Source organism: Rhizobium esperanzae, assembly GCF_014197615.1.
GTDB lineage: Bacteria > Pseudomonadota > Alphaproteobacteria > Rhizobiales > Rhizobiaceae > Rhizobium > Rhizobium esperanzae_A.
The window spans coordinates 67,283-93,401 of record NZ_JACIFY010000011.1; the positions used below are offsets into that span (position 1 = coordinate 67,283).

The following is a 26,119-nucleotide window of genomic DNA, read 5'->3' on the forward strand; positions in this document are numbered from 1 at the left end:
TTTCCAAGCCGGCCGATGAGTTCGCATGGCTATCGATCGTGCCCTCGAGGGGTCACGAGGTGACGGAAGAATGTCCGCGGCAAATACCGATATGCCCGTTGTCACATCCGGATCCTCGTGGAATTCGGATCGTACATCGGCGCAAGCGACGGCTCGGCTCCCACCCTCGTTCCTGCAATCTCGATCTCGTAGGATGAGCCAAGCACTTCCGCTGCGCTCTCGCCCTCACAGGGCACGTAACCCAACCCGATTGCCCCGCCGAGGAAATGGCCGTAGTTACCGGAGGTTATCGTGCCGACGATCTCTCCGTCGCGCACGATTGCTTCGTTGTGAAAGAGCAACGGTTCAGGATCTGTGAGCTTGAATTGCACCAGCCGGCGATCAACACCCGTTTCCTGCTTGCGCAAGACGGCATCGCGGCCGATGAACTCGCCTTTGCCCGTCTTAACGGCGAAGCCGAGGCCTGCTTCCAGGACGTGATCCTCATCGGTAATGTCATGGCCAAAATGGCGGAACCCCTTTTCGATGCGGCAGCTATCGAGCGTGTGGATGCCGCAAAGCTTCAGGCCGAGGTCCATGCCTGCCAGTTCCAGCGTCTCAAAAACGTGGGCGGCCTGGTCGGTGGAGACATAGAGCTCCCAGCCGAGCTCGCCGACGTAGGTGACGCGGTGAGCGCGGGCCAGTCCCATGCCGATCTCGATTTCCCGCGCAGTGCCGAAGGGATGGGTGTCGTTGGAAAAATCGTCGGGGCTGACCCTCTGCATCAGCTTACGCGACTTCGGACCCATCACGCAGAGCACGCTTTCGGCGGCCGTCATATCGGTAACCACGACATGTTCATCGGCCACGTGCCTGCGCAGCCAGGCAAGATCACGCTGCAGTGTCGCACCGGGGACAATGAGCAGGAAGGCGGTTTCGGTCAGCCGGGTTGCGGTGAGGTCGCTTTCGATGCCGCCACGACGGTTCAGCATCTGCGTATAGACGATACGGCCGGCCGGCACGTCTATCTGGTTTGCGCAAAGCCGTTGCAGGAAGCGACAGGCGTCTCGCCCTTCGACCCGGATTTTCCCAAAGGAGGTCATGTCGAAGAGGCCGACGCCGTTCCTGATTGCCAGATGTTCTTCGCGCTGGTTTTCAAACCAGTTCTGTCGCTTCCAGCTGTAGCGGTATTCGCGTTCCTGTCCCGGCTTGGCAAACCAGTTGGCGCGCTCCCAGCCAGCCACTTCGCCGAACACGGCGCCACGCGCCGCAAGGTGCTCATGGATCGGCGAACGGCGTATGCCGCGCGCGGTCGCCATCTGCCGATAGGGGTAATGGTCCGCGTAGAGCAGGCCGAGCGTCTCCGTGACCCGCTCCCTCAGGTAGAGCCGGTTCTTCTGGAAGGGCTGCGCGCGGCGGATGTCTACTTCCCAGAGATCGAAGGGCGGTTCGCCGTCGTTTATCCATTGGGCAAGCGCCATCCCGGCGCCACCCGACGATACGATGCCGATCGAATTGTATCCGGCCGCCACCCAATAGCCTTTCAGTTCCGGCGCCTCGCCGAGATAATAGCGGTCGTCGGGCGTAAAGCTCTCCGGTCCATTGAAGAAGGTGTGGATGCCGGCAGTTTCCAGCATCGGCATCCGGTTGATCGCCATTTCGAGGATCGGCTGGAAGTGATCGAAATCCTCCGGCAATTGGTCAAAGCAGAAGTCCTCACGGATCGCCTCGCCCGCCGGCGGCCAGGGCTTGGCGACCGGTTCGAAGGCGCCGATGAGCATCTTGCCGGCATCTTCTTTGTAATAGGTACATTCGTCCGGCACACGCAGCACAGGCAGAGACTTCAGTCCCCCGACCGGCTCGGTGACGATGTAAAAATGCTCGCAGGCATGCAGAGGCAGGGCGACGCCGGATTGCCGAGCGAGATCTCTGCCCCACATGCCGGCGGCGTTGACGACATTTTCCGTCTCGATCGTGAAACGCTCGCCAGCCTGCTCGCAGACGACGCCGACGACTCGACCATCCCTGGCAAGCACCTCGACGACCTTTACGCCTTCGATGATGGTCGCACCGTGCTGGCGAGCTCCCTTGGCGAGCGCCATGGCGATGTTTGCCGGGTCGCATTGTCCATCGAGCGGCAGGTGAACAGCTGCCTTGATGTCGCCGATGTTGAGATGCGGGTAAAGCGCCTTCGCCTCTTCGGGCGAAATCTCTCGAACGTCGATTTTGAACGCTCGGGCCAACGAGGCCTGTCGGTAGATCTCTTCCTTACGCTCTTCGGTCAGGGCAACCGTGATCGAGCCATTTTGGCGCATGCCGGTGGCGATGCCGGTTTCGGCCTCCAGCCTGACGTAGAGATCGGCGGAATATTTGGCGAGGCGCGTCATGTTTTGCGAGGCGCGGAGCTGACCGATGAGGCCGGCCGCGTGCCATGTGGTGCCAGAGGTGAGCTGTTTGCGTTCGAGCAATACGACATCGGTCCAGCCAAGCTTGGCCAGATGGTAGGCGATGGAACAGCCCGAGACCCCGCCGCCGATGATCACGGCGCGTGCCTTTTGGGGGATGGGTTTCGTCATGCTCGCAACCTCTCGTTCTCGGGATCCCACAACGGCCGGTCGGGCTGGACGACGGCCTTGAACCGGTCGCCGAAGATTTCAACCTCCAGCTCCGTGCCCGGCACCGCCAGATCCGACCGCAGCATGCCGAGCGCCACGGACTTGCCGACGCGGTAGCCCCAGTTGCCCGATGTTGTCTCTCCGACCAACTGATCGTCGTGCCAGAGCGTCGACATATAGGGGGCGTCACATTCGCCGGCATCGACGGCCAATGTGATGAAGCGCTTCGTCACACCTTGCTGTTTCTCGCGCTCGAGCGCCGCCTTGCCCTTGAAATCGGGTTTCGCCCAGTCGACGAAACGCTCCAGCCCGCCCTGTAGTATGGTGTAATCGGTCGAAAGGTCGCCTTTCCAGGCGCGGTAGCCCTTCTCGATACGCAGGCTGTCGAGTGCTTCCATGCCGAATGGCTTCAGGCCATGCTTGCGGCCTGCAGCCCAGACCGCGTCGAAGACCGTGGCCGTGTCCTCCACCTTCGTATGCAGCTCCCATCCAAGCTCGCCGACGAAGGAAACGCGCACCAGCTGCAGCCGACGGCCCGCTATCTGGCAGGACTGGTGCGTCAGCCACGGCTTGGAAAGATCGGCATCCGTGACTTCTGCGAGGATGGCACGCGATTGCGGCCCAGACAGTATCTGGCAGGCCAGATTGTCCGTCACATCGTCGAGCGTGAATCGCGCATCTTTCGGCAGATGATTCTGCAACCATTCGAAATCATGCCACTGCGCTGTCGCTGCGGTGGTCAGGAAGAAAAGGTTCTCTTCCAGCGCCATCACAGACATTTCGGTGACGATGCGGCCTTTGTCGTCGGCAAAATAGGCAAGTCCGATGCGGCCGGGCTTCGGCACCTTGCCGGTGATCAGACCGAGCAGCCAGTCGCGTGCGCCCTCACCCTGCAGGCGATAGCGGGAAAAGCCCGGCAGATCGAGAATGCCCGCAGCATCACGCACTGCCAGGCATTCCTCTTCGATCCGTTTCTGCCACGGCCCCGCCCGATTCCAGGTCTGCGTCGATTGTTCCGACGTGTCGTCGCCTGATTTGGCGTACCAGTTGGCGCGCTCCCAGCCATTATAGGGCTTGAATTGCGCACCAAGCGCCGCGATCCGATCATGGATCGGCGAGAGCTTCCTGTTGCGACCAGCGGGCCAGGCGTGTTTCGGGAAATGCATCGCATATTCGTGGCCGTATACTTCCATGCCCTTGGCGACGCAGTAATCCTGGTCAGAAGCAAAGCGGGTATAGCGACGCGGGTCGCAGGACCACATGTCCCATTCGGTCTGGCCTTCGGTCAGCCATTCCGCCAGCACCTTGCCGGCGCCGCCCGCCTGGCAGATGCCGAAAGTGAAGACGCAGGCCTCAAACGCATTCGGCACGCCCGGCATCGGCCCGATCAGCGGATTGCCATCCGGCGTATAGGGGATCGGCCCGTTGATCATGCGCGACAGACCGGCGGTGCCGAGGATCGGCACGCGCTCGACTGCGTCGTTGAGATACCATTCCAGCCGCTCGAGATCGTCGGGGAAAAGCTGGAAGGAGAAATCCTCCGGCATCGGATCGTCGGCCGTCAGCCAATGCGCCTTGCAATTGCGCTCATAGGGACCGAGGTTCATTCCGGTCTTTTCCTGCCGCAGATAATAGGAACTATCGACATCTCGCAGCAGCGGCAGCTTGTGGCCTGCCTCCTTCGACCAGGCGGCGAGCTCAGGAATCTCTTCGAACAGCATGTACTGATGGCTCATCACCATCATCGGCACCTCGCGGCCGAACCATTTGCCGACTTCGCGGGCGTAATAGCCGGCGGCATTGACGACATATTCGCAGCGGATATCACCCTCCGGGGTGGAAATGATCCATTCGTCGTTTTCCCTGCGTGCACCGGTTGCGGCGCAGAAGCGGAAGATCTTCGCTCCCAGGTCGCGAGCGCCCTTTGCCAAGGCCTGGGTCAGCTGCGCCGGATCGATGTCGCCGTCATGGGGATCGTGGAGCGCGCCGATGAGGTCATGGGTCTCGACAAAAGGATATTTCGACTTGATCTGCTCGGGGGACAGGATGTCGAGGTCCATGCCCTGGTAGCGTCCCATGCCGACCACACGCTTGAATTCCTGCAGCCGCTCGTTCGAGTGGCCGAGCCGGATCGAGCCGGTCACGTGGTAATTCATCGGATAGTCGACCCGAGCGCCCAGCTCGCGATAGAGCGAGGCGGAATAGCGCTGCATATTCATAATCGACCAGGAGGAAGAAAATGTCGGCACATTGCCGGCCGCATGCCAAGTCGATCCGGCAGTCAATTCGTTTTTTTCCAGGAGCACGGCGTCGGTCCAGCCCGCCATGGCCAGATGATAGAGTGCGGAAACGCCGACAGCACCTCCCCCGATGATCACAACGCGCGCGTGAGATGGCAAATTCGACATGGCTGCTCCTCGTTCGAAGGCAAGTCTGGCAACGAACGGGAACGGCATCAAGCGGAGGGAACTTGCTTTATTGATCGAAGAATTCGATTAGATAATGCAAGATGCCTCGCCCAGTGAGCCGAGAGAGAACATGCAGATCGATCTCATCGAGACTTTTCTCGACCTGATGGAAACCCGCAGCTTCAACCGCACGGCGGAGCGGCTGAACATCACGCAATCAACCGTTTCCCATCGCATCAAGGCGCTGGAGGCGCAGTTCAACCGAAAGCTCTTCACGCGCAATAAGGGTGGCACCGCACCGACGGCGTCGGGCCTGCGTTTCCTGGATCATGCGAAAGCCCTGCAATACCAGTGGCGTGAGGCAAGTCGGGCGGTCGAGAATGCGGGCGCCTATGAGCGATCCATGCGGCTTGGCATCCAACACGACCTTGCCGAAATCTTTGCCGGGCGCTGGCTTTCCGCGGTCCGCGCCGAGTTGCCCGGGACATCGATCTACCTGGAAGCGGACTACTCGAACCAGATGAACCGAGACCTCGCAGCTGGAGATCTCGATCTGGCCGTTCTCTATACTCCGCATTACCTGCCCGACCTTCATTACGAAAGAATCGGGGAAATGACATATAATCTGGTCAGCACCGTCGCCTGCAGCGTCGGCGCACTTCGACCCGAAACCTATATCCAGGCCATCTATTCACCGGCCTTCGACCGTGCCCACAGACTGGCTTTGCCGCATCTGTCGGCAGCGCCGCTGGCGTCGGGGCAGAACATCGCCGTCATGGATTTGCTGACGACGCTGGGGGGCGCTGCCTATCTCATGAAAAGCAGCGCTGCGCGACTTGCCAAGGAGGGTGTCGCTTTCCCGGTAGAGGACGCTCCATCCATTCAACAGACCGTCTATGCCGCAACCAGCATCCGCACACGTCACGCCCATCAGCACCGTCGCATCCTTGGCATTCTGCAGGATCTGATAGCGTCAGCCTGAGCCGGCGGCAGATCACTTCGGAGCAATTTCGGAAGACGCTTTTGCGTGTGGTCTGGGGCAGGGACCGCTGCGCTAGCGTTTGAGCTTCAGGCCGACGCCCGCGCGGAATTGCTGCGAGTCGTCGCCGTCCTTGCGCGTGGTCAGCTCGTAGCCGAGCGTGCTGGTCAGATCGAGATAGCGGTTGATGTTCCAGGTCAGCCCGGTCGCCGCGGTATAGACGAGCTCGTCGTTGATGGTGCTGTCAGTGGGATAATCGCGCCATATGACGCCGCCGATCATCGTGCCGACCAGATTGTCGCGCAGCTGGTGGGTGACCGTCGTGGTCAAGGAGTGCGAGACGTAGCCGCTCTCGCCCGCCGTGGTCGAGGGCTGGATGCTCGTCTGCAGGTCGAAATTGACGTCGGTGCCGCGGATCGGCGACCAGAGCAGGCTCGCATCGAGTGTCGCGGTATCGATCGAGGATAGGCGGCTGTCTTCGAAATTCGCCATCGCGTAGCCGACACCGACCTCACCCTTCAGCTTCTCGCCGAGATCGACTTCGACGCCGGCCTTGGCGCCGTAGGAATGACCCGAACGTTCGTAACCGGCGGAGTCGCGCGTTTCGTCATAGATCGTGCGGCCGACCGTGGCTTCGATGAAGGGGATGAGCGCGGGTGACAGCTCATAACCGACGCGGCCGCGCAGCGTGCCCGTCGTCTGGTCGCGGTCGCTCAAGGTCACGGTCGTGCCGTTCGAAAGCGTGGCATCGGAATAGATCGAGCGGCTCAGCGCCAGCGCCGTGGTGCCGCGCAGGATGCCGAAATCGCGTTGGACGGAGGCGCCGGCGGTGAACTCCTGCACGTCGGACTGTTGCGCGGCATTGGCAATGGCGTCGGGGTCGTCCGTATCTTCCCGGTAGAAATTATAACCGGCGGTGAGGTGGGCGACCGTATCGTCGGGAAGGTCTAGCCTGAGATCGCTGTTGATCTTGAAGGAAGGCTGCTCCTCGCCTTCACCGCTGACATTCTTCTGCCAGGCGCCTTCCGAGGTTACGGTCAGCTGGTGCAGGCCCCAGTCCGAGGTCAGCGTCGCGGCCGCATCGGTTTCGAGAAAGGCGCGCTGCTCTCTGGTATTGCCATCCTTGGTGGTCTCGGTGTTGATGCTCTGGGTTACGCTCGGGCGGAGCACGAAGGTGCCGATCGGAATGCCCGGTGTTTCCGCCGTCGAGGCGCTTTCGGCAGCCTTGCGGCGCGGCAGCGTTTCGTCGATCGGCGCTTCGCGGGTGTTCAGCCGGCGAATGTCCTCGTCGAGGATGGAGCCGGTAATGTCGTCGCCGGATTGTGCGTCCGGTATGGCGGGCCTTTGAGCATCGTCCGCGTTTGCGGCTGCGCTGTTTGCCGCCGGCGCGGCCAAACCGTCGTTCTCGTCATCGAACCCGGCTTCGGATGCCGCAGCGGTCGTGGCGCGATTGTTCTCGGAGGACACTGCGCGGCTGGTCGCCGACTGCAACGAGGCGGACTGCGCGAAAGCCGGCGTCTGGCCGAGAAGCAGGCTGCCGAACGCAGTAAAGCAGACGGCACGGCTCATGGCGCGGAGCGGCGTCACACTGCTCGTCTGTTTTGGTTGGCCCATGCAATTCGCGCCTGACATGCTTTCGGTTCTTACCCAAAGGTAAAGCCTCGTGGTTAATCATTCGTTGCCGATGGCGGGCGCTGTTCACATTTCGGAAATGGTGCGGGGTGGACTTGGAAAGTGAAAAGGTCTAACGCATCTCCATGAACAAGAGAGCGATCAAACTCGTTGAAAACAGCGTGCTCGAATCGGCAAAACGCACGATAGAGACCGAAAGACGCGGTCTCGAGGCGCTCGAACGAGCCTTTGACGATGGGTTGGCCGGTCCTTTCACAAAGGCGGTGGAGACCATCGGCGACATCTCCGGGCGCGTGATCGTCACCGGCGTCGGCAAGAGCGGCCATATCGGCGCCAAGCTCGCGGCGACATTCGCTTCGACGGGAACGCCCGCCTTTTTCGTGCATGCGGCCGAAGCCAATCATGGCGATCTCGGCATGATCGCGCGCGATGACGTCGTTTTGGCGATTTCCAAGGGCGGTGAGAGCGCCGAGCTCAAGAGCATCATCTCCTACACGCGGCGCTTCTCCATTCCGCTGATCGCGATCACCTGCAGCGACCGTTCCTCGCTTGCTACGGCCGCCGATATCGTCCTTCTGGTGCCGAACGAGCAGGAGGCCTGCCCCAACGGCCTAGCCCCGACGACCTCGACGCTGATGCAGCTTGCGCTCGGCGACGCTTTGGCGGTGGCGCTCCTGGAGGCGCGGGGCTTTACCGCCACAGATTTTCACGTCTTCCATCCCGGCGGCAAGCTCGGTGCGAGCCTGATGCATGTCGCCGATATCATGCATACCGGCGAGAAGCTGCCGCTGGTTGCCAAGGGCACGCCGATGCCGGAGGCGATCACCGTGCTGTCGCGCAAGCATTTCGGCTGCGTCGGCGTGCTTGACGGGGATGGCCGGCTCTGCGGCATCGTCACCGAAGGCGACATGGCGCGCAATCTGACGCGCAATCTTGCCGATCTCGCCGTCGACGACATCATGACGAAGACGCCGAAGACGGTGAAGCCGACGATGCTGGCGACCGCCGCACTGGCGCTGCTCAACCAGCATCATATCGGCGCGCTGATCGTCATCGACGACGACAACCGTCCGGTCGGGCTGGTGCATTTCCACGACCTGCTGCGGATCGGCGTCGCCTGATCAGACGGGCTCGACTCTCAGGTCGCGGCCGTTGCTCGAAACCACCTTCACCTGCGTTCCCACGGGAAGGTCGGGTCCCATCACCTGCCACAGCGTATCGTCGAGACGGATGCGGCCGCGGCCCTCGCGGATCGGTTCGTGCAGCGTCGCCGTGCGGCCGACGAGGCTCGCGCCGCGCTGATTGAGGAAGGGTTCGTCGGTCGTGGCATTGCGCAGCGTCAGCCGGCGGCCGGCGAAGGTCGAGGCAACGGCAAGCACGGCAAAAAGGATCGCCTGCAGCTCCCATACCCAGACGGCGCTCTCCCAGAAGAGCAGCGACAATGCGCCGACGATCAGGGCGGCAAGGCCGATCCAGACCAGGAAGAAGCCGGGAACGATCATTTCCGCGGCAAGCAGCACCAGGCCTGCGACCCACCAGCTCCACGGACCGAGTTCGGCGACGATCTTCGCCAGCATGGCTTAGCGCTCCGGATCGGGGTTGAAGGGATTGGGGTTCGGCGGATTGATCGGCGGAGTCGAACGGATGGGTGCGGGACGCGGGCGTGGCGGCGCGGGCGGGGCCGGCGGATTGCCGGCATCGCCGAAGACCTCCCGGGCAATGGCGCCGATGCCGCCGAGCGAGCTCAGGATCGAGGAGGCTTCCATCGGCATCATCACGATTTTGGAATTGGGGGCTGAACCGATCGAGGTCAGCGCCTCGGTGTATTTCTGGGCGACGAAATAATTGATCGCTTGAACGTCGCCGGCGGCGATCGCTTCGGAGACCATCTTCGTCGCCTTGGCTTCGGCCTCAGCCAGGCGTTCGCGGGCTTCGGCGTTGCGGAAAGCGGCCTCGCGCTGGCCTTCGGCCTGAAGGATCGCGGATTGCTTGGCGCCTTCGGCTCTCAGGATCTGCGCGTTTCGCGAACCTTCGGCCTCCAGCACCTGGGCGCGCTTTTCTCGTTCCGCCTTCATCTGCCGGGCCATCGCATCGACGAGGTCGCGCGGCGGCTGGATGTCCTTGATTTCGACGCGGGTGACTTTGATGCCCCAGGGTTGGACCGCCTCGTCGACGACGCGCAGCAGCCGGTCGTTGATCGCATCGCGGTTGGAAAGCAACTCATCGAGATCCATGGAACCCATGACCGAGCGGATGTTGGTCATGGTGAGATTGAGGATGGCATTTTCGAGATGGGAGACCTGATAGGCGGCCTGGGCGGCGTTCAGCACCTGAAAGAAAGCGACGGCATCGGCCGAAACCGAGGCATTGTCCTTGGTGATCACCTCCTGGGTCGGCACGTTCAGCACCTGCTCCATCACGTTCATCCGGGCGCCGACACGCTCGATAAAGGGAGTGATGAGGTTGAGGCCGGGCTCCAGCGTGCGGGTATAGCGCCCGAAACGCTCGATCGTATAGCGGTAGCCCTGCGGCACGGTCTTGATCCCGGCAAAAAGCACCAGGATGACGAAGATCACAAGCACGATCACGACGATGTCGAAGCCGCCGAACAGCATGAAGAATTCCTCCTATCGGCGCATGCGCGCCTGCCCAACTGATGTGGTGAGTTAGCACGTTATTTGCGAGGAAGAAATGAGGGCGCAACCGCCCCGGCTCCAAGTGAAAGGAGGTTCCGTCTCGGCTACGTCATCCGGGCGTTACCGGCGGCTTGTACGGCGCAGCTTTCTCTCGAGAGTCTCTCAGACCCAGCCCTGCAACTCGCGGCGAACGACCTTTTCCAGCACCGTCATGCCGTCCTCACCGTCGTTGAGGCAGGGGATATGCGCGAAGTTCTCGCCACCATTTTCATGGAAGGAGTGGGCAGCCTGTTCGGCGATCTCCTCCAGCGTCTCCAGACAGTCGGAGACGAAGCCGGGATTGATGACGGCGATGCGCTTGACGCCGTCCTGGGCGAGCTTCTCCACGGTCTTGTCGGTATAGGGTTGCAGCCATTCCTCCGGCCCGAAGCGGGACTGGAAGGTGACCATGAAGTTTTCCTTGGTCAGCCCGAGGCGCTCGCGCAGCAGCCGGCCAGTCTTCTGGCATTGGCAGTAATAGGGATCGCCCTTTTTGAAATAGGACATCGGAATGCCGTGGAAGGAGGCAAGCAGCATCTCCGGCTTCCAGTCGAGCGTCGAAAGGTGCTTTTCGACGGATTGGGCGAGCGCCTCGATATAGGTCTCGTCGTCATGATAGTCGGGCACGGTGCGCAGCGCCGGCTGCCAGCGCATGGTGAGCAGCTTCTGGAAGGCCTTGTCGTTGACCGTTGCGGTCGTCGCCGCCGCATATTGCGGATAAAGCGGGAAAAGTACGATGCGGTCGCAGCCTTCTTGCTTCAGCGCTTCGATGCGCGAGGCGATCGACGGCGTGCCGTAACGCATTGCCCAGTCGACCTTGACGCCGGCGAGATCCTTCAGGCGCTCGGCCATCAGCTCCGACTGGTTGCGCGTGTAGGTGCGGAGATAACTTTCGTTCTTCTCCTTGTTCCAGATCAGCTCATAGGCTTTGCCGACCTTCTGCGGGCGTCTGTTGAGCACGATGCCGAAGAGGATCGGATACCACTTCCAGCGCGACCATTCGATGACGCGGCGATCGGTCAGGAATTCCCTGAGATAGCGGCGCATCGAGATGTAGTCGGTGCCGTCGGGCGTGCCGAGATTGACCAGCAGGACGCCGATCCTGCCTGACTTGACGGCCGGATGGTCCGCCGGACGGAGTGAAATATCTGCTGTCATTCTGGCCCCAACGCTCTTTGTTCCGTCGGCTCATACGCAGCCTCGGGATCATGGTTCACCCTATAGGAAGAAAAGCCGGCCCGGGAAAGCCCGGACCGGCCAATGGCATCGGGACAAATCGTCTTACTTGGTAGGAACCTCGATCTCCTTGCCGACCGTCAGGTGATGCGGGTTCGGCTTGCCGTTGGCATCCGAAAGCTTCCGCCACAGCGTGCCGTCGCCGTAGAAGGTCACGGCGAGATCCCAGAAGGTGTCGCCGGCTGCGATGACGTGGGTGGAGGGCGTCGTCGCGGCGGGCGCGGAGGCTGCCGGAGCCGGCTCCGCAGCAGGCGCGGGTGCTGGCGGCGTGGCCGGGGCAGGCGCAGCAGGCTCGGCGGCCGGTGCGGGAGCGGCGGGGGCTGCAGGGGCGGGAGCAGGCTCGCTTGCAGGAGCAGGTGTTGCCGGCGCCGGAGCAGCCGGTTCGGCAGCCGGGGCCTGGGCGACAGTCGCGCCGATTTCCGTGACGCGGCCATCGGTATAGGGCTTGTAGGGCGAATGGGCGGCCAGATATTCGGCGGTCACATCGGCAAGATCCGGGCCGAAGTCATAGGCGTTCTGACCTTCCTTGAAGATCGTGTAACCGTCGCCGCCCGATCGCATGAAGTTGTTGGTGGCGACCTTGTAGCTCTTGGCCGGAGCGATCGGAACGAAGTTGTCGCCATCCTTGACCTGGACGTCGCTCACACGGCTGCCGACAGGCTTGGACTGGTCGAAGGAAAATTTCAGGCCGGCGACCTGCGGAAAGCGGCCGGCGCCCTGGTCGATCTGGCTGACGCCGTTTTCGAGCGCCTTGACGATGTCGGTACCGGTCAGCTCGAACGTTGCGAGCGTGTTCTGGAAAGGCAGGACGGTGATGACTTCGCCCTGCGTGACCTCGCCGCCGTCGATCGACGCGCGCAGGCCGCCGCCGTTCTGAACGGCAATGGTGACGCCCTGGTTCCTGGTGCGATCGAGCATGGCGTCGGCCACCAGATTGCCCATCGAGCATTCCTTGACGCGGCAGACCTTGCGGTCGCCGTCGATCGGAGCTTCGGAGGAGCCGATGACCTTCTTGCGCAGTTCCTCGATCGGTTTGGCCAGTTCGCCGATGCGGGCAATGACAGCCGGATCGGGGGTAAAGGTGGAATCGATCAGGATCGGATCGCCCTTGGCATCCTTGACGACGCCGTTATCGTCGAAATTGACGACGAGATCGCCGAGATACTTGCTGTAGGAGGCGGCCTGAACGACCGGAACCTTGTAGCCGCCGGGATTGTCGACCATCGTCGGGTAGGGGCCTTCAGCTTTCGGATCGGTATTGGAGAGCAGGCTATGGGAGTGGCCGCCGACGACGACATCGACGTCCGGAATCTTGGCGATGAAAGCGAGATCGCGGGGATAACCGACATGGGTGAGCGCAATGATCTTGTTGACGCCCTGGCCCTTCAGATCCTGAACGGCTGACGTAATCGCCTGGACGTCATCTGATATCGTGACGTTCGGGCCGGGGGAGGAAAGTTCTGCCGTATCATTGGTCACGGCGCCGACGATGCCGATTTTCTGGCCGCCGACATTGAGTACCAGCGAGGGCTTGATGCGGTCGCCGAGCTTGGAGGCGGCTGTCGCCTTGACGTTGGCCGTCACGACGGGGAATTGCACCTTGTCGAGGAAGGTTGCAAGCCCGTCTTCGCTGTCGTCGAATTCATGGTTGCCGACGGTCATGGCGTCGAACTTCATCAGGTTCAGGAATTCGGCTTCGGCGGCGCCCTTATAGGTCGTGTAGAACAGCGAGCCCTGGAAATTGTCGCCGGCATTCAGGAGGAGAACGTTCTTGCCGGATAGCGCCTGACGGCGCTGATCGATCGCGGTCTTCAGGCGGGCAGCACCGCCGAAGCATTCGTTCTTGCCTTCTTCTTCGGCCGAGCAGGTGGAGTCGAACTTGTTGATCGATTCGATGCGCGAATGGAAATCGTTGATATGAAGAATATTGAGTTCGTAATCCGCAAAGGCGGCGCCCGCGCTCAGCGCCAGCATGGACGCGGTCAAAAGACCGAAGCTGAAAGACTTCGTCATCCCTGTTCTCCTGATTGAGGCGAGAGATCCCCCGATCTTCGCCGATCCCTTCCATATCCGCCGGGGCAATTTCCCGGCGTGCGGATGTTCCATCAGACGATGGGCGACCGCAAGAGAAAGCTGGGCCAGGCCGGGCGCTTTCCAAGGGGGCGGGGCAAAAAAGCCAGGGGGTTAACCCCCGCATTCGCCATCGGCGGCGTTTCGGTAAAGTTCGTGCATGGCCTCGGCAATATTCGGAACCGTGGCGAGCGCGACGATCAAGCAGAGGAAGGCAACGAGGCGGTGAAAGCGCCGTCCGGCCCGGTAGGCAAGGAGCGTGCCTGCGCCATAGATCAGGATGGCGGGTACGGCGAAAATCAACACCTGCAGCGGCCCGTCGCAATCGGGAGCGGCGATGCCCTGCGCACGATAGACATTGGCCGGTAAAACGACGGCAAGTGCCGCGAGCGGCATTGCGAGCAGCAGGATCAGGTAAAAGGCGAAGGCTCGCATGTGTGCTTAGCCTATCGCCTCATCTTTCAGCCTCGGCGGGAAAGCGTGAACTGTGCGCCGGAATCGGAAGTGCAATTGAGCTGGCTCGGGTTGACGAGGGCGCAATTGACCTTGGACTGGGTCTTGCGCACCAGCGAAGTCATATTGATCTCGACCAGCGTCGGCGAGGTGGTGATATAGGTGCCGGAGGCAAGCAGCTGGTTGCTGTCTGTGGTGCGAGTGGTGAACGTGCCGCCCTGGAAGGTGGAAACGATGCCGTTCGGGTCGCTCCAGCTGCCTTCGACGCCGGTCGGTGCGGGCGCGGTTGCAACCGGCAGGGGACGCGGTCCTGGTGCAACGCAGGCGGCAAGGGCGGCGGCGGCGCCGACAAGAACGAGACCAGTTCTGATTTTCATAAGGCTTCTCCCGGCGAATCGGCGCGGCGGACCCGCTGCGTTTCCGGCAAAACATGGCGTGCGCCTACCGGGATGGCAAGACTTGGAAGGCGGCGGGCGGCATTTATACAGCCGGCGTTACAAAAATGCCCGCCTTGCGGCGGGCATCTCAAAGTTGCACTGACAGTCTCAGCGAACGAGAATGTTCTTGAACTGCCAGGGATCCCGAGTGTCGATATCCTCGGGGAAGAGGCCCGGACGGCCGTCGAGCGGGGTCCAGTCGGTATAGTGACCTTCAACCGGGCCGAGATAGGGCATCTGCACTTCGAGGCAGCGCTTGTAGTCGATTTCGTCGGCCTCGACGATGCCGGCCTTCGGGTTCTCAAGCGCCCAGACCATGCCGGCGAGAACGGCGGAGGTCACCTGCAGGCCGGTGGCGTTCTGATAGGGCGCGATGCGGCGGGTTTCTTCGAGCGACAGGCGCGAGCCATACCAGTAGGCGTTCTTTTCGTGGCCGTAGAGCAGGACGCCGAGTTCGTCGATGCCGTCCTCCAATTCGTCCTCGTCGAGAACGTGATGGACGGGCTGGGCCGTGCCGCCATTGCCGAACATCTCGTGCAGCGACAGCACGGCGTCGTTGGCCGGATGATAGGCATAGTGGCAAGTCGGGCGGAAGGTCACTTCGCCGTCCTTGTCGCGAACCGTGAAGTAGTCGGCGATCGAGATCGACTCGTTGTGGGTGACGAGGAAGCCGTATTGCGGGCCGGGCGTCGGGCACCAGGTGCGTACGCGGGTGTTGGCGCCCGGCTGCTCCAGGTAGATCGCCGCCTTGTTGCCCTTCTTGTGCTTCTTGGCGTTCTTCGGCATCCACTCTTCATGCGTGCCCCAGCCGAGTTCGGCCGGCTGCATGCCTTCGGAGATGAAGCCTTCGACGGACCAGGTATTCCAGAAGACGTTGAGCGGCTTCGGATGCTTGGTGCGCTGGGTGTCGCGTTCGGCAATGTGGACGCCCTTGACGCCGAGCTTCTTCATCAGCTTGGCCCAGCCTTCGCGATCGTGCTGGTCCGGTTCCTCGAACTTCAGGCCGGTGTCGTTGGCGAGGTTGACCAGCGCCTGCTTGACGAACCAGGAGACCATGCCCGGATTGGCGCCGCAGGTGGAAACGGCAGTAGCGCCGCCCGGGTTCTTTGCCTTTTCCTTGCGCACCGTTTCGCGCAGCGCGTAGTTGGTGCGGTCGGCATTGCTCATGCCCTTGTCGAAATAGAAGCCGAGCCAGGGTTCGACGACGGTATCGACATAGAGCACGTCATGCTTGCGGCAGAGCTTGATGAGGTCGAGCGAGGAGGTGTCGACCGAGAGGTTGACGCAGAAGCCCTGGCCTTCGCCTTCCGTCAACAGCGGCTTCAGCAGCTCCTTGTAATTGTCCTTGGTGACATATTCCTTGATGTGGCGAACGCCGTGCTTCTTCAGGATCTCCATGTCGGAGGGCTCTTCGCGCGGGTCGATGACGACCATCCGGCTCTTGTCGAATTTGAAATGGCGCTCGATCAGGGGCAGGGTGCCGCGACCGATGGAGCCAAAGCCGATCATCACGATCGGACCGGTGATTTCGGCATATACCGGATAGTTCTGTTCCGTCATTCTTTTCTCCTGTGGAAGGGGACGAAGGCGCTCAGCCCGAAGAATTCTTGTGAGATTGCCGCAGAAATTGCGAAGTGACCGGCTCTAACCATAAAACCGCGTCACAATAAAGAGCGTTGACCGGGAAAGGGTAAATATCGAGCGGACGGTATGTCCGATCGGCTCCCGTAAAAATCAGCGTTTCAGGATTTCCAGCCCTTCGATCGTCGTCGTCACCGCCAGTTCGGTGATGTCGTACTGGGCGACGCCGTGGATGGTGAAGGGATCGGCGGCGACATGGGCCTCGATTGCGGCGCGGTCGCCGATCGCTAGGATCGCGCCGCCGGTGCGCGGCACCTTGCGGCCGGAGGCGAGGAACCAGCCCTTGGCATAGCCCTCCCTTACCCAGGCCATGTGCGGCTCCATGTGCCGGTCGGCTTCGTCATTGGATTTGAGATAGGTGAGGGAGAGAATGAACATGGTCAGTTCCTGGCGAGGTTGGCGCGGATCAGGCCGCGCAGCGAATTGCCGATATAAACTGTGCCGGCATCGAGATCGGCAAGTGTCAGGCGGCCGACACGGGCTTTGCGCGTGCAGATGAGTTCGGTTCGCAGCACGCCGGCAAGCAAGCCGCAGGAGATCGGCGGGGTGCGCAGCATGCCGGTCCCGTCATCCAAGAAGATGGAGGTGATGGTGCCCTCGCAGACATCGCCGCGCTCGTTCAACAGGATGACTTCATCGGCCTCGGCAGTCGCATATTCGGCGCGCGCGGCCTCGTAGACGGCGCGACGCGTGGTTTTGACGCGCAACAGCCTGTCGGCGGAATTCAGCCGCGTCTCGGCGAGGCGTACGGTCCAGGTGGAATCCGGCGCCAGGGGCACGAAGGCAGCGCTCGTCACCGCGATGCGGCCTTGCGCGTCGAAGGTCAGGCGGACACGCAGCGGGCCGGCAGCACCTGCAACGGCTTCTTCGAGTTTTGCCACAGCGTCGACCGGTTGCGGGAAACCAAGACGGCGGGCGGAGCGGGAAAGCCGGGCGACATGCAGCCGCAGGCGAATAAAGCCTTCGCCGGGCTGCCAGCGCAGCGTCTCGATCAGCGAAAAATCGATCATCGTGCGATCCATTGGTCGCCGACGGCGAAGCGGGCCTTGAGCAGGCACTCCTCATATTCGGCCTCGGCGGTGGAATCGAAGACGATGCCGCCGCCGACGTTGAAGACGGCCCTGCCGCCTTCGAAAAGCGTGATGGTACGGATGGCAACGGAAAACCGCATGGCGCCGGTGGGCGAAATCATGCCGATCGCGCCGCAATAGGCATCGCGCGGGACATCCTCGAGTGCATGGAGGATTTCCATCGCCCGGATCTTCGGCGCACCGGTGATCGAGCCGCAGGGAAAGAGGGCGGAAAAGATGTCGCGGATCGAAAGGCCGGGGCGCAACCTTGCCTGTACATGGCTCACCATCTGGTGGACGGTCGGATAGGTTTCGATGTCGAAGAGTTTCGGGACGTCGAGCGTGCCGACCTCGGTGATGCGGGAAATATCGTTGCGCAGGAGATCGACGATCATGCGGTTTTCGGCCTGCGTTTTGATATCGCTGCGCATGGCCTCGATGATTTCGGCATCCTCAGTGGCGGTGGCGCCGCGTTTTGCCGTGCCTTTCATCGGATGGGTCTCGATCCAGCCGTCTTCATCGGTGCGGAAGAAGAGTTCGGGCGATCGCGACAGGATGACCGGGCCGCCGAGATCGACGAGCGCGCCGTATTTAACCGGCTGGCGTTCGATCAGCGACCAGAAGGCGGCTCGGGGATCGCCGTTCCAGCGGGCCTCGACCGGCATGGTGAGGTTGGCCTGATAGGCGTCGCCGAGCCGCAGATGGTCGTGAAGGCGGTCGAAGCGCTCTTTATATAGAGGGAAATCCCAGGCCGCTTTCGGGGCAGTGAGGAATTCCTCGTTTTCAAGGCGCTGTTTCGGTCGGGCGAGCGGGTGCGTGTCCGGCTGCGGAGCGTCGAAGACGCCGAAACAGAGGAGCGGGGTTTCGCGGTCTTCACCGGCAAAGGCAGCGAGTTTTTCCTCGAAGAAATATCCGGCCTCGTAGGCGATGTAGCCGGCAAGCCATTTGCCCCGCGCCTTGGCCTCTTCCATTCGGATAAGGCCGGCGAAGAATTCGGAGCGCGTCCGGGCGACGATGATCTCAGCCGGCTCGGCGAAAAGCATCACCTCGTCGGTCGTGTCGTCGCGAAAGAGGATATAGGGGGCAGACATTGTTCGCTGTTATCCGACACTTGCGACGGTTTTGTTCTCTGCGATGCCGGACGACTCGAAGCCTGTGGTTTTGCTGCGGTAGGCCGACTCTGGGGCTACATCCACTTTCCTCATTCCTGTGCTCGTCACAGGAATCGAGCCAGGGCGCGTCTGCGCCGTGAATGACTCATTTCCGGCACCTAAAAAGTCTCCCGCGCCCAAGGACTTGGGCGCGCTGGATTCTTGTGACGAGCACAGGAATGAGGGAGAGGGAGCTGCGGTCATGGTTCCTCGTGGACGTTGCAGAATGCCGCTGGCGGATCAACAGCCCACCATGCGATTCGCTCTTTCTGGCCTTAGCTGAGCCTTACGCCCTATCCAAAGCTTCCAACTCATCGATTAGCCCTTCGATCATCGACAGGCCCTGGCTCCAGAACGACGGATTGGTGGCGTCGAGGCCGAAAGGCTTCAGGAGATCCGAGTGATGCTTGGTGCCGCCGGCCTTCAAGAGCTCGAAATACTTCTCCTGGAAGCCTTTCTCGGCCTTCTGGTAGACGGCATAGAGCGAATTCACCAGGCAATCGCCGAAGGCATAGGCGTAGACATAGAAGGGCGAGTGGATGAAGTGGGGGATATAGGCCCAATAAGTCTCATAGCCCTCGGAAATGTTGATCGCCGGCCCCAAACTTTCCGACTGGACGGAGAGCCAGAGTTCGCCGATGTCGTCGGCGGTGAGTTCGCCTGCCTTGCGGGCGGTGTGCAGCTTGCGCTCGAATTCGTAGAAGGCGATTTGGCGCACGACCGTGTTGATCATGTCCTCGACCTTCTGGGCGAGCATCGCCTTGCGCTCGCGCTTGTCGCTGGTCTTTTCCAGAAGGGCGCGGAAGGTCAGCATCTCGCCGAAGACGGAAGCGGTTTCGGCAAGTGTCAGCGGCGTCTGGCACATCAGCGCCCCTTGCGCGCCGGCGAGAACCTGATGCACGCCATGGCCGAGCTCATGGGCGAGCGTCATCACGTCGCGCGGCTTGCCCATGTAGTTGACGAGCACGTAGGGGTGGGCGGAGGGAACCGTCGGATGGGCGAAGGCGCCGGGCGCCTTGCCGGGGCGCACCGGGGCGTCGATCCACTGCTCGTCGAAGAAGCGCCTGGCAATATCAGCCATCTCGGGGGCGAAATTGCCGTAGGCCGAAAGCACCGTATCCTTCGCCTCGGGCCAGGGGATGATGGCGCTGGAGGTTTCCGGAAGAGGCGCGTTACGGTCCCAGAAATTCATCTGCTCCATGCCGAGCCACTTCGCCTTCATTTTATAATAGCGATGTGAAAGGCGGGGGTAGGCTTCACGGACGGCTGCTGCGAGCGCATCGACGACCTCGCGCTCGACGCGGTTTGCCAGGTGCCGGGAGTCGGCGATGTCTTCGAAGCCGCGCCAGCGGTCGGCGATCTCCTTGTCCTTGGCAAGCGTGTTGGTGATCAGCGTGAAGGTGCGGATATTGGCCTTGAAGGTTTCGGCAAGCGCCATGGCCGCTTTGCGGCGGACTTCCGGATCCTTTTCCTGCAGCCGGTTCAGCGCCACTTCGAGCGGCACTTTCTCGCCGTCGATCTCGTAGCGAAGTTCCGCCATGGTTTCATCGAAGAGGCGGTTGAAGGCGGCGGCCGATGTCATCGACTTTTCGAGGAAGAGTTGTTCCAGCCGGTCGTCGAGCTGGTAGGGCTTGTCTTTCCTGAGGTCGATGAGCCAGGGGCGGTAATGTCCCGCAGCGGGATCATTGTCCATGCAGGCATCGATCACCGCGTCGTCGATGCGGTTCAGTTCGAGCGCGAAGAACAGCAGGTGACCGGAAAATTCGGTGATCTTGGCCTGTACGTCGCCGTAGAGCTTGCCGTTCGCCGGATTGGTGGTGTCGGAGAAATAGGTCAGGCCGGCGAAGGAGCCGAGGCGGCCGATGATATCATCCAGCGCCTCATATTCCTTCAGTGCGGCGCCGATGCCATCGGCGCCGGTCTTCGTTGCCGCGTCGGCGAGTTTGCCTTTCCATTTTTCTTCGAAGGCGATCGCTGATTTGCCGGCCTTTTCGATATCGGCGACGAAGGCGGTCGAGGTGGCGGAGGGATAAAGGTCCTGCAGCTTCCAGACCGGCAGATCGCCGAGCGCCGGATCGGCGGCGCCAGCCGGCGCTGCTGGCGACAAATGAAGGCCGGCGTGCGGGAGCTTGATTTTCATGGGCGCAATTCCTCTCCACTTTAATAACAGGTCTGTTTGAATAGGCGTGAGAAGGTCTCGTATCAAGGGTCTTTCAGCGCATGAAAGGCGTCGCTTCGGCACGAAAACGACCCGTTGCAATCGTTAAAATGCAATTATTTCTCAAAACTGGATGTTCAAGCCTTTCTGCCAGAGTGCGCTCCAGGGTTTCGCATGAAGTGGAGCGACAATGACCGGTTACAATGAGCTCAAGGGAGCAGGGCAAATCCTCGTGGTCGAGGACGACCCGGTGCAGCGCCGTCTGCTCAAGAACGCAATCGAGCGTCACGGCCATGTCGTGCACCAGGCGGAAAACGGCCGGATCGGCCTTGAAATGGTCAAGCGCGACAGCGGCCTTTTCAACGTCATCGTGCTCGACCTGATGATGCCGGAGATGACCGGCCTCGAATTCCTCGAGGCGCTTCACGAATTCGGCACGCAGATCCCGGTCATCGTGCAGACGGGACAGGGCGGCATCGAGACCGTGGTGCAGGCAATGCGCGCCGGCGCCTTCGATTTCGTCGTCAAGCCGGTCTCGCCCGAACGCATCGCCACCTCGATCTCGAACGCGATGAAGCTCGACCAGCGCGAGGTAAAGGCGCGGGCCGGACGCCGGTCGCGCTCAGGCGCGGTCGGTTTCGATGACATCGTCTCGGCGAGCCCGGCGATGATCCGCGTCATCGATCTCGCCCAGCGGGCGGCGCAGTCCAACATTCCCGTCGTGCTCGAAGGCGAATCCGGCGTCGGCAAGGAACTGGTGGCGCGCGCCATCCAGTCCGGCGGCGACCGCTCGAACAAGCCGTTCGTCACAGTCAATTGCGGGGCGATCCCGCATAATCTCGTCGAAAGCATCCTCTTCGGTCACGAGAAGGGTGCGTTCACCGGCGCGACCGAGCGCCATATCGGCAAATTCATGGAAGCCGACGGCGGCACCATCTTCCTCGACGAGATCGGCGACCTGCCGCTCGAGGTGCAGGTGAAGCTGTTGCGCGCCGTGCAGCAGGGCGAGATCGAGACCGTCGGTGCGCGCACCGCACACAAGGTCAATGTCCGGCTGATTTCGGCGACCAACAAGGATCTGATCGAGGAGGTCAAAAACGGCCATTTCCGCGAGGATCTCTATTATCGCCTCAACGTCTTCCCGATCACCATTCCCGCACTTCGCAAGCGCAAGGAAGACATTCCGCATCTGGTGCGCGTCTTTGCCGACCGCTTCTCCAGCGAGCAGAAGAACGGCCGGCGCATGACGGTGAATGCAGGTGCGCTGGCCTTGCTGACCGCCTATGACTGGCCGGGCAATATCCGCCAGCTCGAAAACGCGATCTTCCGCGCGGTCGTTCTGGCCGAAGGAGCGGAGCTGACCGAGGGAGATTTCCCGCAGATCGCCGCGCAGCTTCCGGAATACGAAGTCGTGGATCACCTGGCGCTCGTTGCCGACAATACCGGACTCGATCCCGACGACAATTATGGTGAGGATTTCAGGGCATCGATCTCCGGAGAGGTGCACCACCGCCTGTCGGAAGCCTCAGAAAATGCGATTGCCAGCGTCAATCCGGCCGGCGACGTGCGCAAGCTTGCCGATGTCGAGGAGGAACTCATCCGATTCGCGCTCAAATTCTATCGCGGACAGATGAGTCAAGTGGCGCGCAAACTTGGCATCGGCCGATCCACACTTTATCGCAAGCTCAAGGACTACGGTATAGACCCAGACAATCCCCAGAAAGATGCGGCTTAAGCGCATTTTATTAAGACTAAGGCAACCACGATTTGTTACTGATCATAAACCACTTGTTAGTGGCTCGTTCACTATGTAAAGAAAAGGTTGATCATGTGTGGCATTTTTGCCATCGTGTGACCGCATTTGACAGTCATCTGGGACAGTACGGGACATTGTCTGTCTGACGGGGATCGAGTTGCCGAATCTGAATGGGAATTCCAAGCCTTCGCGCTTGAGCTGGCGTTCTTTGTGCGCCGACATCTGCGGAAAGGCAGTTAGGACGGCGGCGGCCGCCCTTCTTGCGCTCGCGGTTTCCTCGCCGGTATTCGTCAGTACACCTTCCCAGGCAGCGGGCGACACCCGCAGCCTCAAGCTCTATTTCATCCATACCGGCGAAAAAGCCGTCATCACCTACAAGCGCAACGGCAAGTTCGACCCCAAGGGTCTGGAGCAGCTGAACCGCTTCCTCCGCGACTGGCGCAAGAACCAGCCGACGAAGATGGATCCGCGCCTGTTCGACCTGATCTGGGAAGTTTATCGTCAGAGCGGCTCAAAGGATTACATCAACGTCGTCTGCGGTTTCCGTTCGCCCGGAACCAACGAGATGCTGCGCGGCCGCTCGCGTAACTCAGGCGTCGCCGAAAAGAGCCAGCACATGCTCGGCAAGGCGATGGATTTCTTCATCCCCGACGTCAAGCTGGCGACGCTGCGCGGCATCGGCATGAAGATGCAGGTCGGCGGCGTCGGCTTCTACCCGAAATCGGGTTCGCCCTTCGTGCACATGGATGTCGGCGGCGTTCGCGCCTGGCCGCGCATGAGCCGCGACGAGCTCGTCCGGCTTTTCCCGAACGGCAACACCATTCATATTCCGGCCGACGGCAAGCCGCTGCCGGGCTATCAGCAGGCGATGGCCGATTACAAGCGCCGTGTCAGCGGCACGCAGATCGAGATCGCCAGCGCGTCCGAATCGGCGCCGAAGCATAAGACGCTGTTCGAAGCACTCTTCGGCGGCGGGGCGGACGAGCAGGAAGACGAGAGCGACGATTCGACGCCTGTCGCCGTTGCCAAGGCAACGCCGCCGAAGGCCGAGCCCGCGCCTGCCGAACCGCAGCAGCAGACCGAAGTTGCCGATGTGAACGCACCGGTGCCGCAGGTTCGCCCGGCTTTCAGCAACCAGCCGGCCGGCAGCGAAATGGCGAGCGCACTGGTAGCGCCGTCTTCGGGTAATGCCGCGCAACAGGCTCTTGCCGCAGCGCTTCCGGCCGATCAGGCCCAGCCGCAGCAATTTGCCGATCTCAGCGGCTACAGTATTCCGGTTCCCTCGCTTCTCGGCCAGCGCCGCGCACCCGGCGACGCCGAACTTGCCTCAGCCGATCCCAGCATGCTGACGGGCGCGGGGATGCCGGTTCCGACGCCGATCGAACGCCCCGCCGTTGCCGAGAACCTTCTTGCCGCGGCCGATGCCGATCCGGAAGCCGAGGCCGACGAAGCCGATCAGGACGCGCTGTCTCCCGCGGTTGCCGAAGCGCTCGACCAGCAGAACAAGGGTGTCGAAAACCAGGTCGCCTCGCACGCGCCTGAGATGACGGTAGAGCAGGCGATCAACGCCGCGATGCCGCAAAAGACGCCTGCCGCAAAACCGCCGCTTGAGCTCGCAGCTCTGGCGCCGACCAAATCGGCAAGCTTTGGCGACGGCTTCGACGAACCGGCGGCCGAAAGTGCCGTAGCTCAGGGCCTGCCTGCCAAGGGAGGCCGCCCGACGCAGAAGGAGGCCGCCGCAGCCGATGCCAGCCGCACGACGGTCCGTACCGAGCCGAAGCTGACGCAAAAGATGATCTCGCAGTGGGCGCTCACCAATGCCCGTCTCGAAATGGCCTCCAAGCAGGTCAAGGCGCCGCGTTTCGTCAGCCAGACGATGCGCGCCCAGCCGACCGCGGTCTATGCCGAGGGCTTCAACGTCAAGACAGCTTCGGTCGACCCCGCCCGCTTCAGCGGTACGGCCGTCAATTTCATGGAAGTACGCAAGTTCAACACGAACTGAGCCGGCCGATCATAAAATAGCGAAAACCGCCGGAGTGATCCGGCGGTTTTTCTTTTGGCCGCTTCGAACCGGGCGACGTGGCCGTCTGGCCAGGCACGTTCCATGCAAAAGAAAAGCCGCCGGATCGCTCCAGCGGCTTGGTCGACATCGGTATGTCAGGCCGATCAGCCTTCCGGCGGCGATTCGATCATGCCGAGTGCGTGCAGGTAGGTGTCGAGGATGGCTTCCTCTTCCATGCGCTCCTGCTCGTCCTTCTTGCGCAACGCCACGACCTTCTTCAGGATCTTGGTGTCGAAGCCCATTCCCTTGGCTTCGCCATAGACGTCCTTGATGTCGTCGGCGATGGTCTTCTTTTCTTCTTCCAGCCGTTCAATGCGCTCGATGAAAGCGCGAAGCTGGTCGCGGGCGACGCCATGAGCATCAGACATCGTGTTCTCCTGATTGGGATGGTCAATTTTGAATGCACGTGACTGCCGCGAAGCGGCGTCACGGTCAAGCCTGTTGTCGGTCAACCAGGCTATTTGTGTGGGTTGTTCAGTTCAAAAGCTGCCTTTTGCACAGGCGAGGCCTCGTTCTGATGAAGATTCTTCCAGTCTTCATAAGGCATGCCATAGACCATTTCGCGCGATTCGTCCCTGGTAACGGCGACACCTTCGGCCTCGGCCGCTTCGCGGTACCAGTTCGACAGGCAGTTGCGGCAGAAGCCGGCCAGGTTCATCAGGTCGATGTTCTGAACATCGCTGCGTTCGCGAAGATGGGCGATGAGGCGGCGGAAGGCGGCGGCCTCGAATTCGGTCTGCTGCTCCTTGCTGATCTCGGTCATCTCGCTTTCCTTTCTTTCAATGGGGCCTTTCTAGGACCTTGCAAATCAATAGGGGCCGGTGCGTGACAGGTGGACGTCGTATCCGTGCAAGGCGGGATCGGCATTCATCGCCGCAAAGATCGGCGCCAGGCGTTCGGCCCATGCCGATATGCCGGGCTCGTCTGCGATCAGGTCCTGCCGCACCTCGAGCAGCGCATGCGGAATGCCTGTCATCATGCAGTGGCGGTACATGGTATCGCCCTTCAGCGCGCCGTCATAGGGTTCGTTGTCGCCGACGACAAGATCGGGATCGGCGCGCAAGCCGTCGAGCAGCGGGCCGACGGCGCGACGGTCGCTATCCCAAAGCACGGCGGCGTGCCAGGGGCGGGGAATGCCTTTCCAGGCCGGGGTGAAGGAGTGCAGCGACAGCACCAGCGGCGCCCGGCCGGTAGCGTTCGCCACCTTGTCGATCGTTGCGGCGACCGCTTCGTGATAGGGGCGGTGGAAGATTTCGATGCGGTCGTTCCACTCCTGCGGAGTGATTGGATGATTGCCTGGTATGACGGCGCCGTCCGATATTTTCATGATCAGCGTCGGATCGTCTTCGCCGCGGTTCGGGTCGATCAGCAGGCGCGAAAAGCCGCCGAGCACGGCGGGCACACCGAGTCTCGCCGAAAGCTGCCGCGTCAGCCCCTCGATGCCGATGTCATAGGCGATGTGGCGGGCGAAGGCCGCCTCTGGCAGACCGAGCCGGCCATATCGGGCGGGAAGGCGGTTCATCGCGTGATCTGCGAGGATCACCATGCCTTTGTCATGTTTGCCGGATAGAATTTCGAAAGATTGGAAGTCGTCCATCAGGAATTGCCGTTCGTCATTGCGCAGTCGGCGCAGTGATCGCATGCGTCTGCGGCAGGTTCAAGCGCCGCAGGCGGATAGAGGTAGAGCCGCGCCCTCGACGGGTGGTTTGTGAAAGGAAATATAATCGATTAGCATTGCGTTGACTTTCGCTTGACGGCGGCGCAAGAAGACAGCGATACGAATAACCGTGGAGCTAT

General features: G+C 61.6%; 21 protein-coding genes. 4 read left to right on the forward strand and 17 right to left on the reverse strand.

The window, feature by feature from the left end; all coding sequences use genetic code 11:
• Positions 1-101: 101 nt before the first annotated feature.
• The gene (locus GGD57_RS16070; RefSeq protein WP_184471294.1) at positions 102-2,555 is read right to left on the reverse strand and encodes a GcvT family protein; all 2,454 of its coding nucleotides are present in this window, start codon (positions 2,553-2,555) and stop codon (positions 102-104) included.
• Complete coding sequence (locus GGD57_RS16075) at positions 2,552-5,002, reverse strand: GcvT family protein (protein WP_184471296.1); 2,451 nt, start codon at positions 5,000-5,002, stop codon at positions 2,552-2,554. The genes GGD57_RS16070 and GGD57_RS16075 overlap by 4 nt, the downstream gene beginning before the upstream one ends.
• A 130-nt stretch (positions 5,003-5,132) precedes the next feature.
• Between GGD57_RS16075 and GGD57_RS16080 the strand changes: the two genes are divergently transcribed.
• The gene (locus GGD57_RS16080) at positions 5,133-5,984 is read left to right on the forward strand and encodes a LysR family transcriptional regulator (RefSeq protein ID WP_184471298.1); all 852 of its coding nucleotides are present in this window, start codon (positions 5,133-5,135) and stop codon (positions 5,982-5,984) included.
• 72 nt (positions 5,985-6,056) lie between these two features.
• On the opposite strand, the gene GGD57_RS16085 is transcribed toward GGD57_RS16080, so the two are convergent.
• The gene (locus GGD57_RS16085) at positions 6,057-7,595 is read right to left on the reverse strand and encodes an outer membrane beta-barrel protein (RefSeq protein ID WP_184471300.1); all 1,539 of its coding nucleotides are present in this window, start codon (positions 7,593-7,595) and stop codon (positions 6,057-6,059) included.
• A gap of 143 nt (positions 7,596-7,738) precedes the next feature.
• On the opposite strand from GGD57_RS16085, the gene GGD57_RS16090 reads away from it, so the two are divergent.
• On the forward strand, positions 7,739-8,734 hold the full coding sequence (locus GGD57_RS16090; protein WP_184471302.1) for a KpsF/GutQ family sugar-phosphate isomerase: 996 nt from the start codon (positions 7,739-7,741) through the stop codon (positions 8,732-8,734).
• Here the strand turns inward: GGD57_RS16090 and GGD57_RS16095 are convergent, their stop codons facing one another.
• The 11 genes from GGD57_RS16095 to GGD57_RS16145 form a co-directional block, all read right to left on the reverse strand.
• On the reverse strand, positions 8,735-9,190 hold the full coding sequence (locus GGD57_RS16095; RefSeq protein WP_184471305.1) for an NfeD family protein: 456 nt from the start codon (positions 9,188-9,190) through the stop codon (positions 8,735-8,737). It abuts the gene before it with no gap.
• Positions 9,191-9,193: 3 nt separating this feature from the next.
• A complete protein-coding gene (locus GGD57_RS16100; RefSeq protein ID WP_184471307.1) occupies positions 9,194-10,228 on the reverse strand; it encodes an SPFH domain-containing protein in 1,035 nt (344 codons plus the stop codon).
• A gap of 183 nt (positions 10,229-10,411) precedes the next feature.
• Positions 10,412-11,446 (reverse strand): ferrochelatase, encoded by a 1,035-nt coding sequence (gene hemH / locus GGD57_RS16105; protein ID WP_184471309.1) that lies wholly within the window; start codon positions 11,444-11,446, stop codon positions 10,412-10,414.
• 123 nt (positions 11,447-11,569) lie between these two features.
• Positions 11,570-13,537, reverse strand: a complete 1,968-nt coding sequence (locus tag GGD57_RS16110; protein ID WP_184471311.1) for a bifunctional metallophosphatase/5'-nucleotidase — start codon at positions 13,535-13,537, stop codon at positions 11,570-11,572.
• 171 nt (positions 13,538-13,708) lie between these two features.
• Positions 13,709-14,029: a hypothetical protein gene (locus tag GGD57_RS16115; protein WP_184471313.1), complete on the reverse strand. Its 321-nt coding sequence runs from the start codon at positions 14,027-14,029 to the stop codon at positions 13,709-13,711.
• Positions 14,030-14,055: 26 nt separating this feature from the next.
• Positions 14,056-14,424, reverse strand: a complete 369-nt coding sequence (omp10, locus tag GGD57_RS16120; RefSeq protein ID WP_184471315.1) for an outer membrane lipoprotein Omp10 — start codon at positions 14,422-14,424, stop codon at positions 14,056-14,058.
• Positions 14,425-14,592: 168 nt separating this feature from the next.
• Entirely contained in the window at positions 14,593-16,044 is a 1,452-nt protein-coding gene (locus GGD57_RS16125; protein ID WP_085738342.1) for a homospermidine synthase, read from the reverse strand.
• A 174-nt stretch (positions 16,045-16,218) separates the two neighbouring features.
• Complete coding sequence (locus GGD57_RS16130; RefSeq protein WP_184471317.1) at positions 16,219-16,503, reverse strand: YciI family protein; 285 nt, start codon at positions 16,501-16,503, stop codon at positions 16,219-16,221.
• Between the two features lie 2 nt (positions 16,504-16,505).
• Positions 16,506-17,135, reverse strand: a complete 630-nt coding sequence (locus GGD57_RS16135) for an aminotransferase class IV family protein (protein WP_184471319.1) — start codon at positions 17,133-17,135, stop codon at positions 16,506-16,508.
• Entirely contained in the window at positions 17,132-18,286 is a 1,155-nt protein-coding gene (locus tag GGD57_RS16140; RefSeq protein WP_184471321.1) for an aminodeoxychorismate synthase component I, read from the reverse strand. Before GGD57_RS16140 ends, GGD57_RS16135 begins: the two co-directional genes overlap by 4 nt.
• Before the next feature lie 346 nt (positions 18,287-18,632).
• The gene (locus tag GGD57_RS16145; RefSeq protein WP_184471323.1) at positions 18,633-20,486 is read right to left on the reverse strand and encodes a M3 family oligoendopeptidase; all 1,854 of its coding nucleotides are present in this window, start codon (positions 20,484-20,486) and stop codon (positions 18,633-18,635) included.
• A 208-nt stretch (positions 20,487-20,694) separates the two neighbouring features.
• On the opposite strand from GGD57_RS16145, the gene GGD57_RS16150 reads away from it, so the two are divergent.
• Positions 20,695-22,239 carry a sigma-54-dependent transcriptional regulator gene (locus GGD57_RS16150; RefSeq protein ID WP_184471325.1) on the forward strand — a complete coding sequence of 515 codons (1,545 nt, stop codon included), beginning with the start codon at positions 20,695-20,697 and terminating at the stop codon, positions 22,237-22,239.
• A gap of 178 nt (positions 22,240-22,417) precedes the next feature.
• Entirely contained in the window at positions 22,418-24,262 is a 1,845-nt protein-coding gene (locus GGD57_RS16155) for a DUF882 domain-containing protein (protein ID WP_184471327.1), read from the forward strand.
• 164 nt (positions 24,263-24,426) lie between these two features.
• Here the strand turns inward: GGD57_RS16155 and GGD57_RS16160 are convergent, their stop codons facing one another.
• The 3 genes from GGD57_RS16160 to GGD57_RS16170 all read right to left on the reverse strand — a co-directional run bounded on the left by GGD57_RS16160 (position 24,427) and on the right by GGD57_RS16170 (position 25,919).
• Positions 24,427-24,690, reverse strand: coding sequence for a DUF2312 domain-containing protein (locus GGD57_RS16160; protein WP_003585771.1), 264 nt, complete (start codon positions 24,688-24,690; stop codon positions 24,427-24,429).
• Positions 24,691-24,779: 89 nt separating this feature from the next.
• Positions 24,780-25,085: a DUF1244 domain-containing protein gene (locus tag GGD57_RS16165; RefSeq protein ID WP_184471329.1), complete on the reverse strand. Its 306-nt coding sequence runs from the start codon at positions 25,083-25,085 to the stop codon at positions 24,780-24,782.
• 45 nt (positions 25,086-25,130) lie between these two features.
• Positions 25,131-25,919, reverse strand: a complete 789-nt coding sequence (locus GGD57_RS16170; protein WP_184471480.1) for an N-formylglutamate amidohydrolase — start codon at positions 25,917-25,919, stop codon at positions 25,131-25,133.
• Between the last annotated feature and the right edge of the window lie 200 nt (positions 25,920-26,119).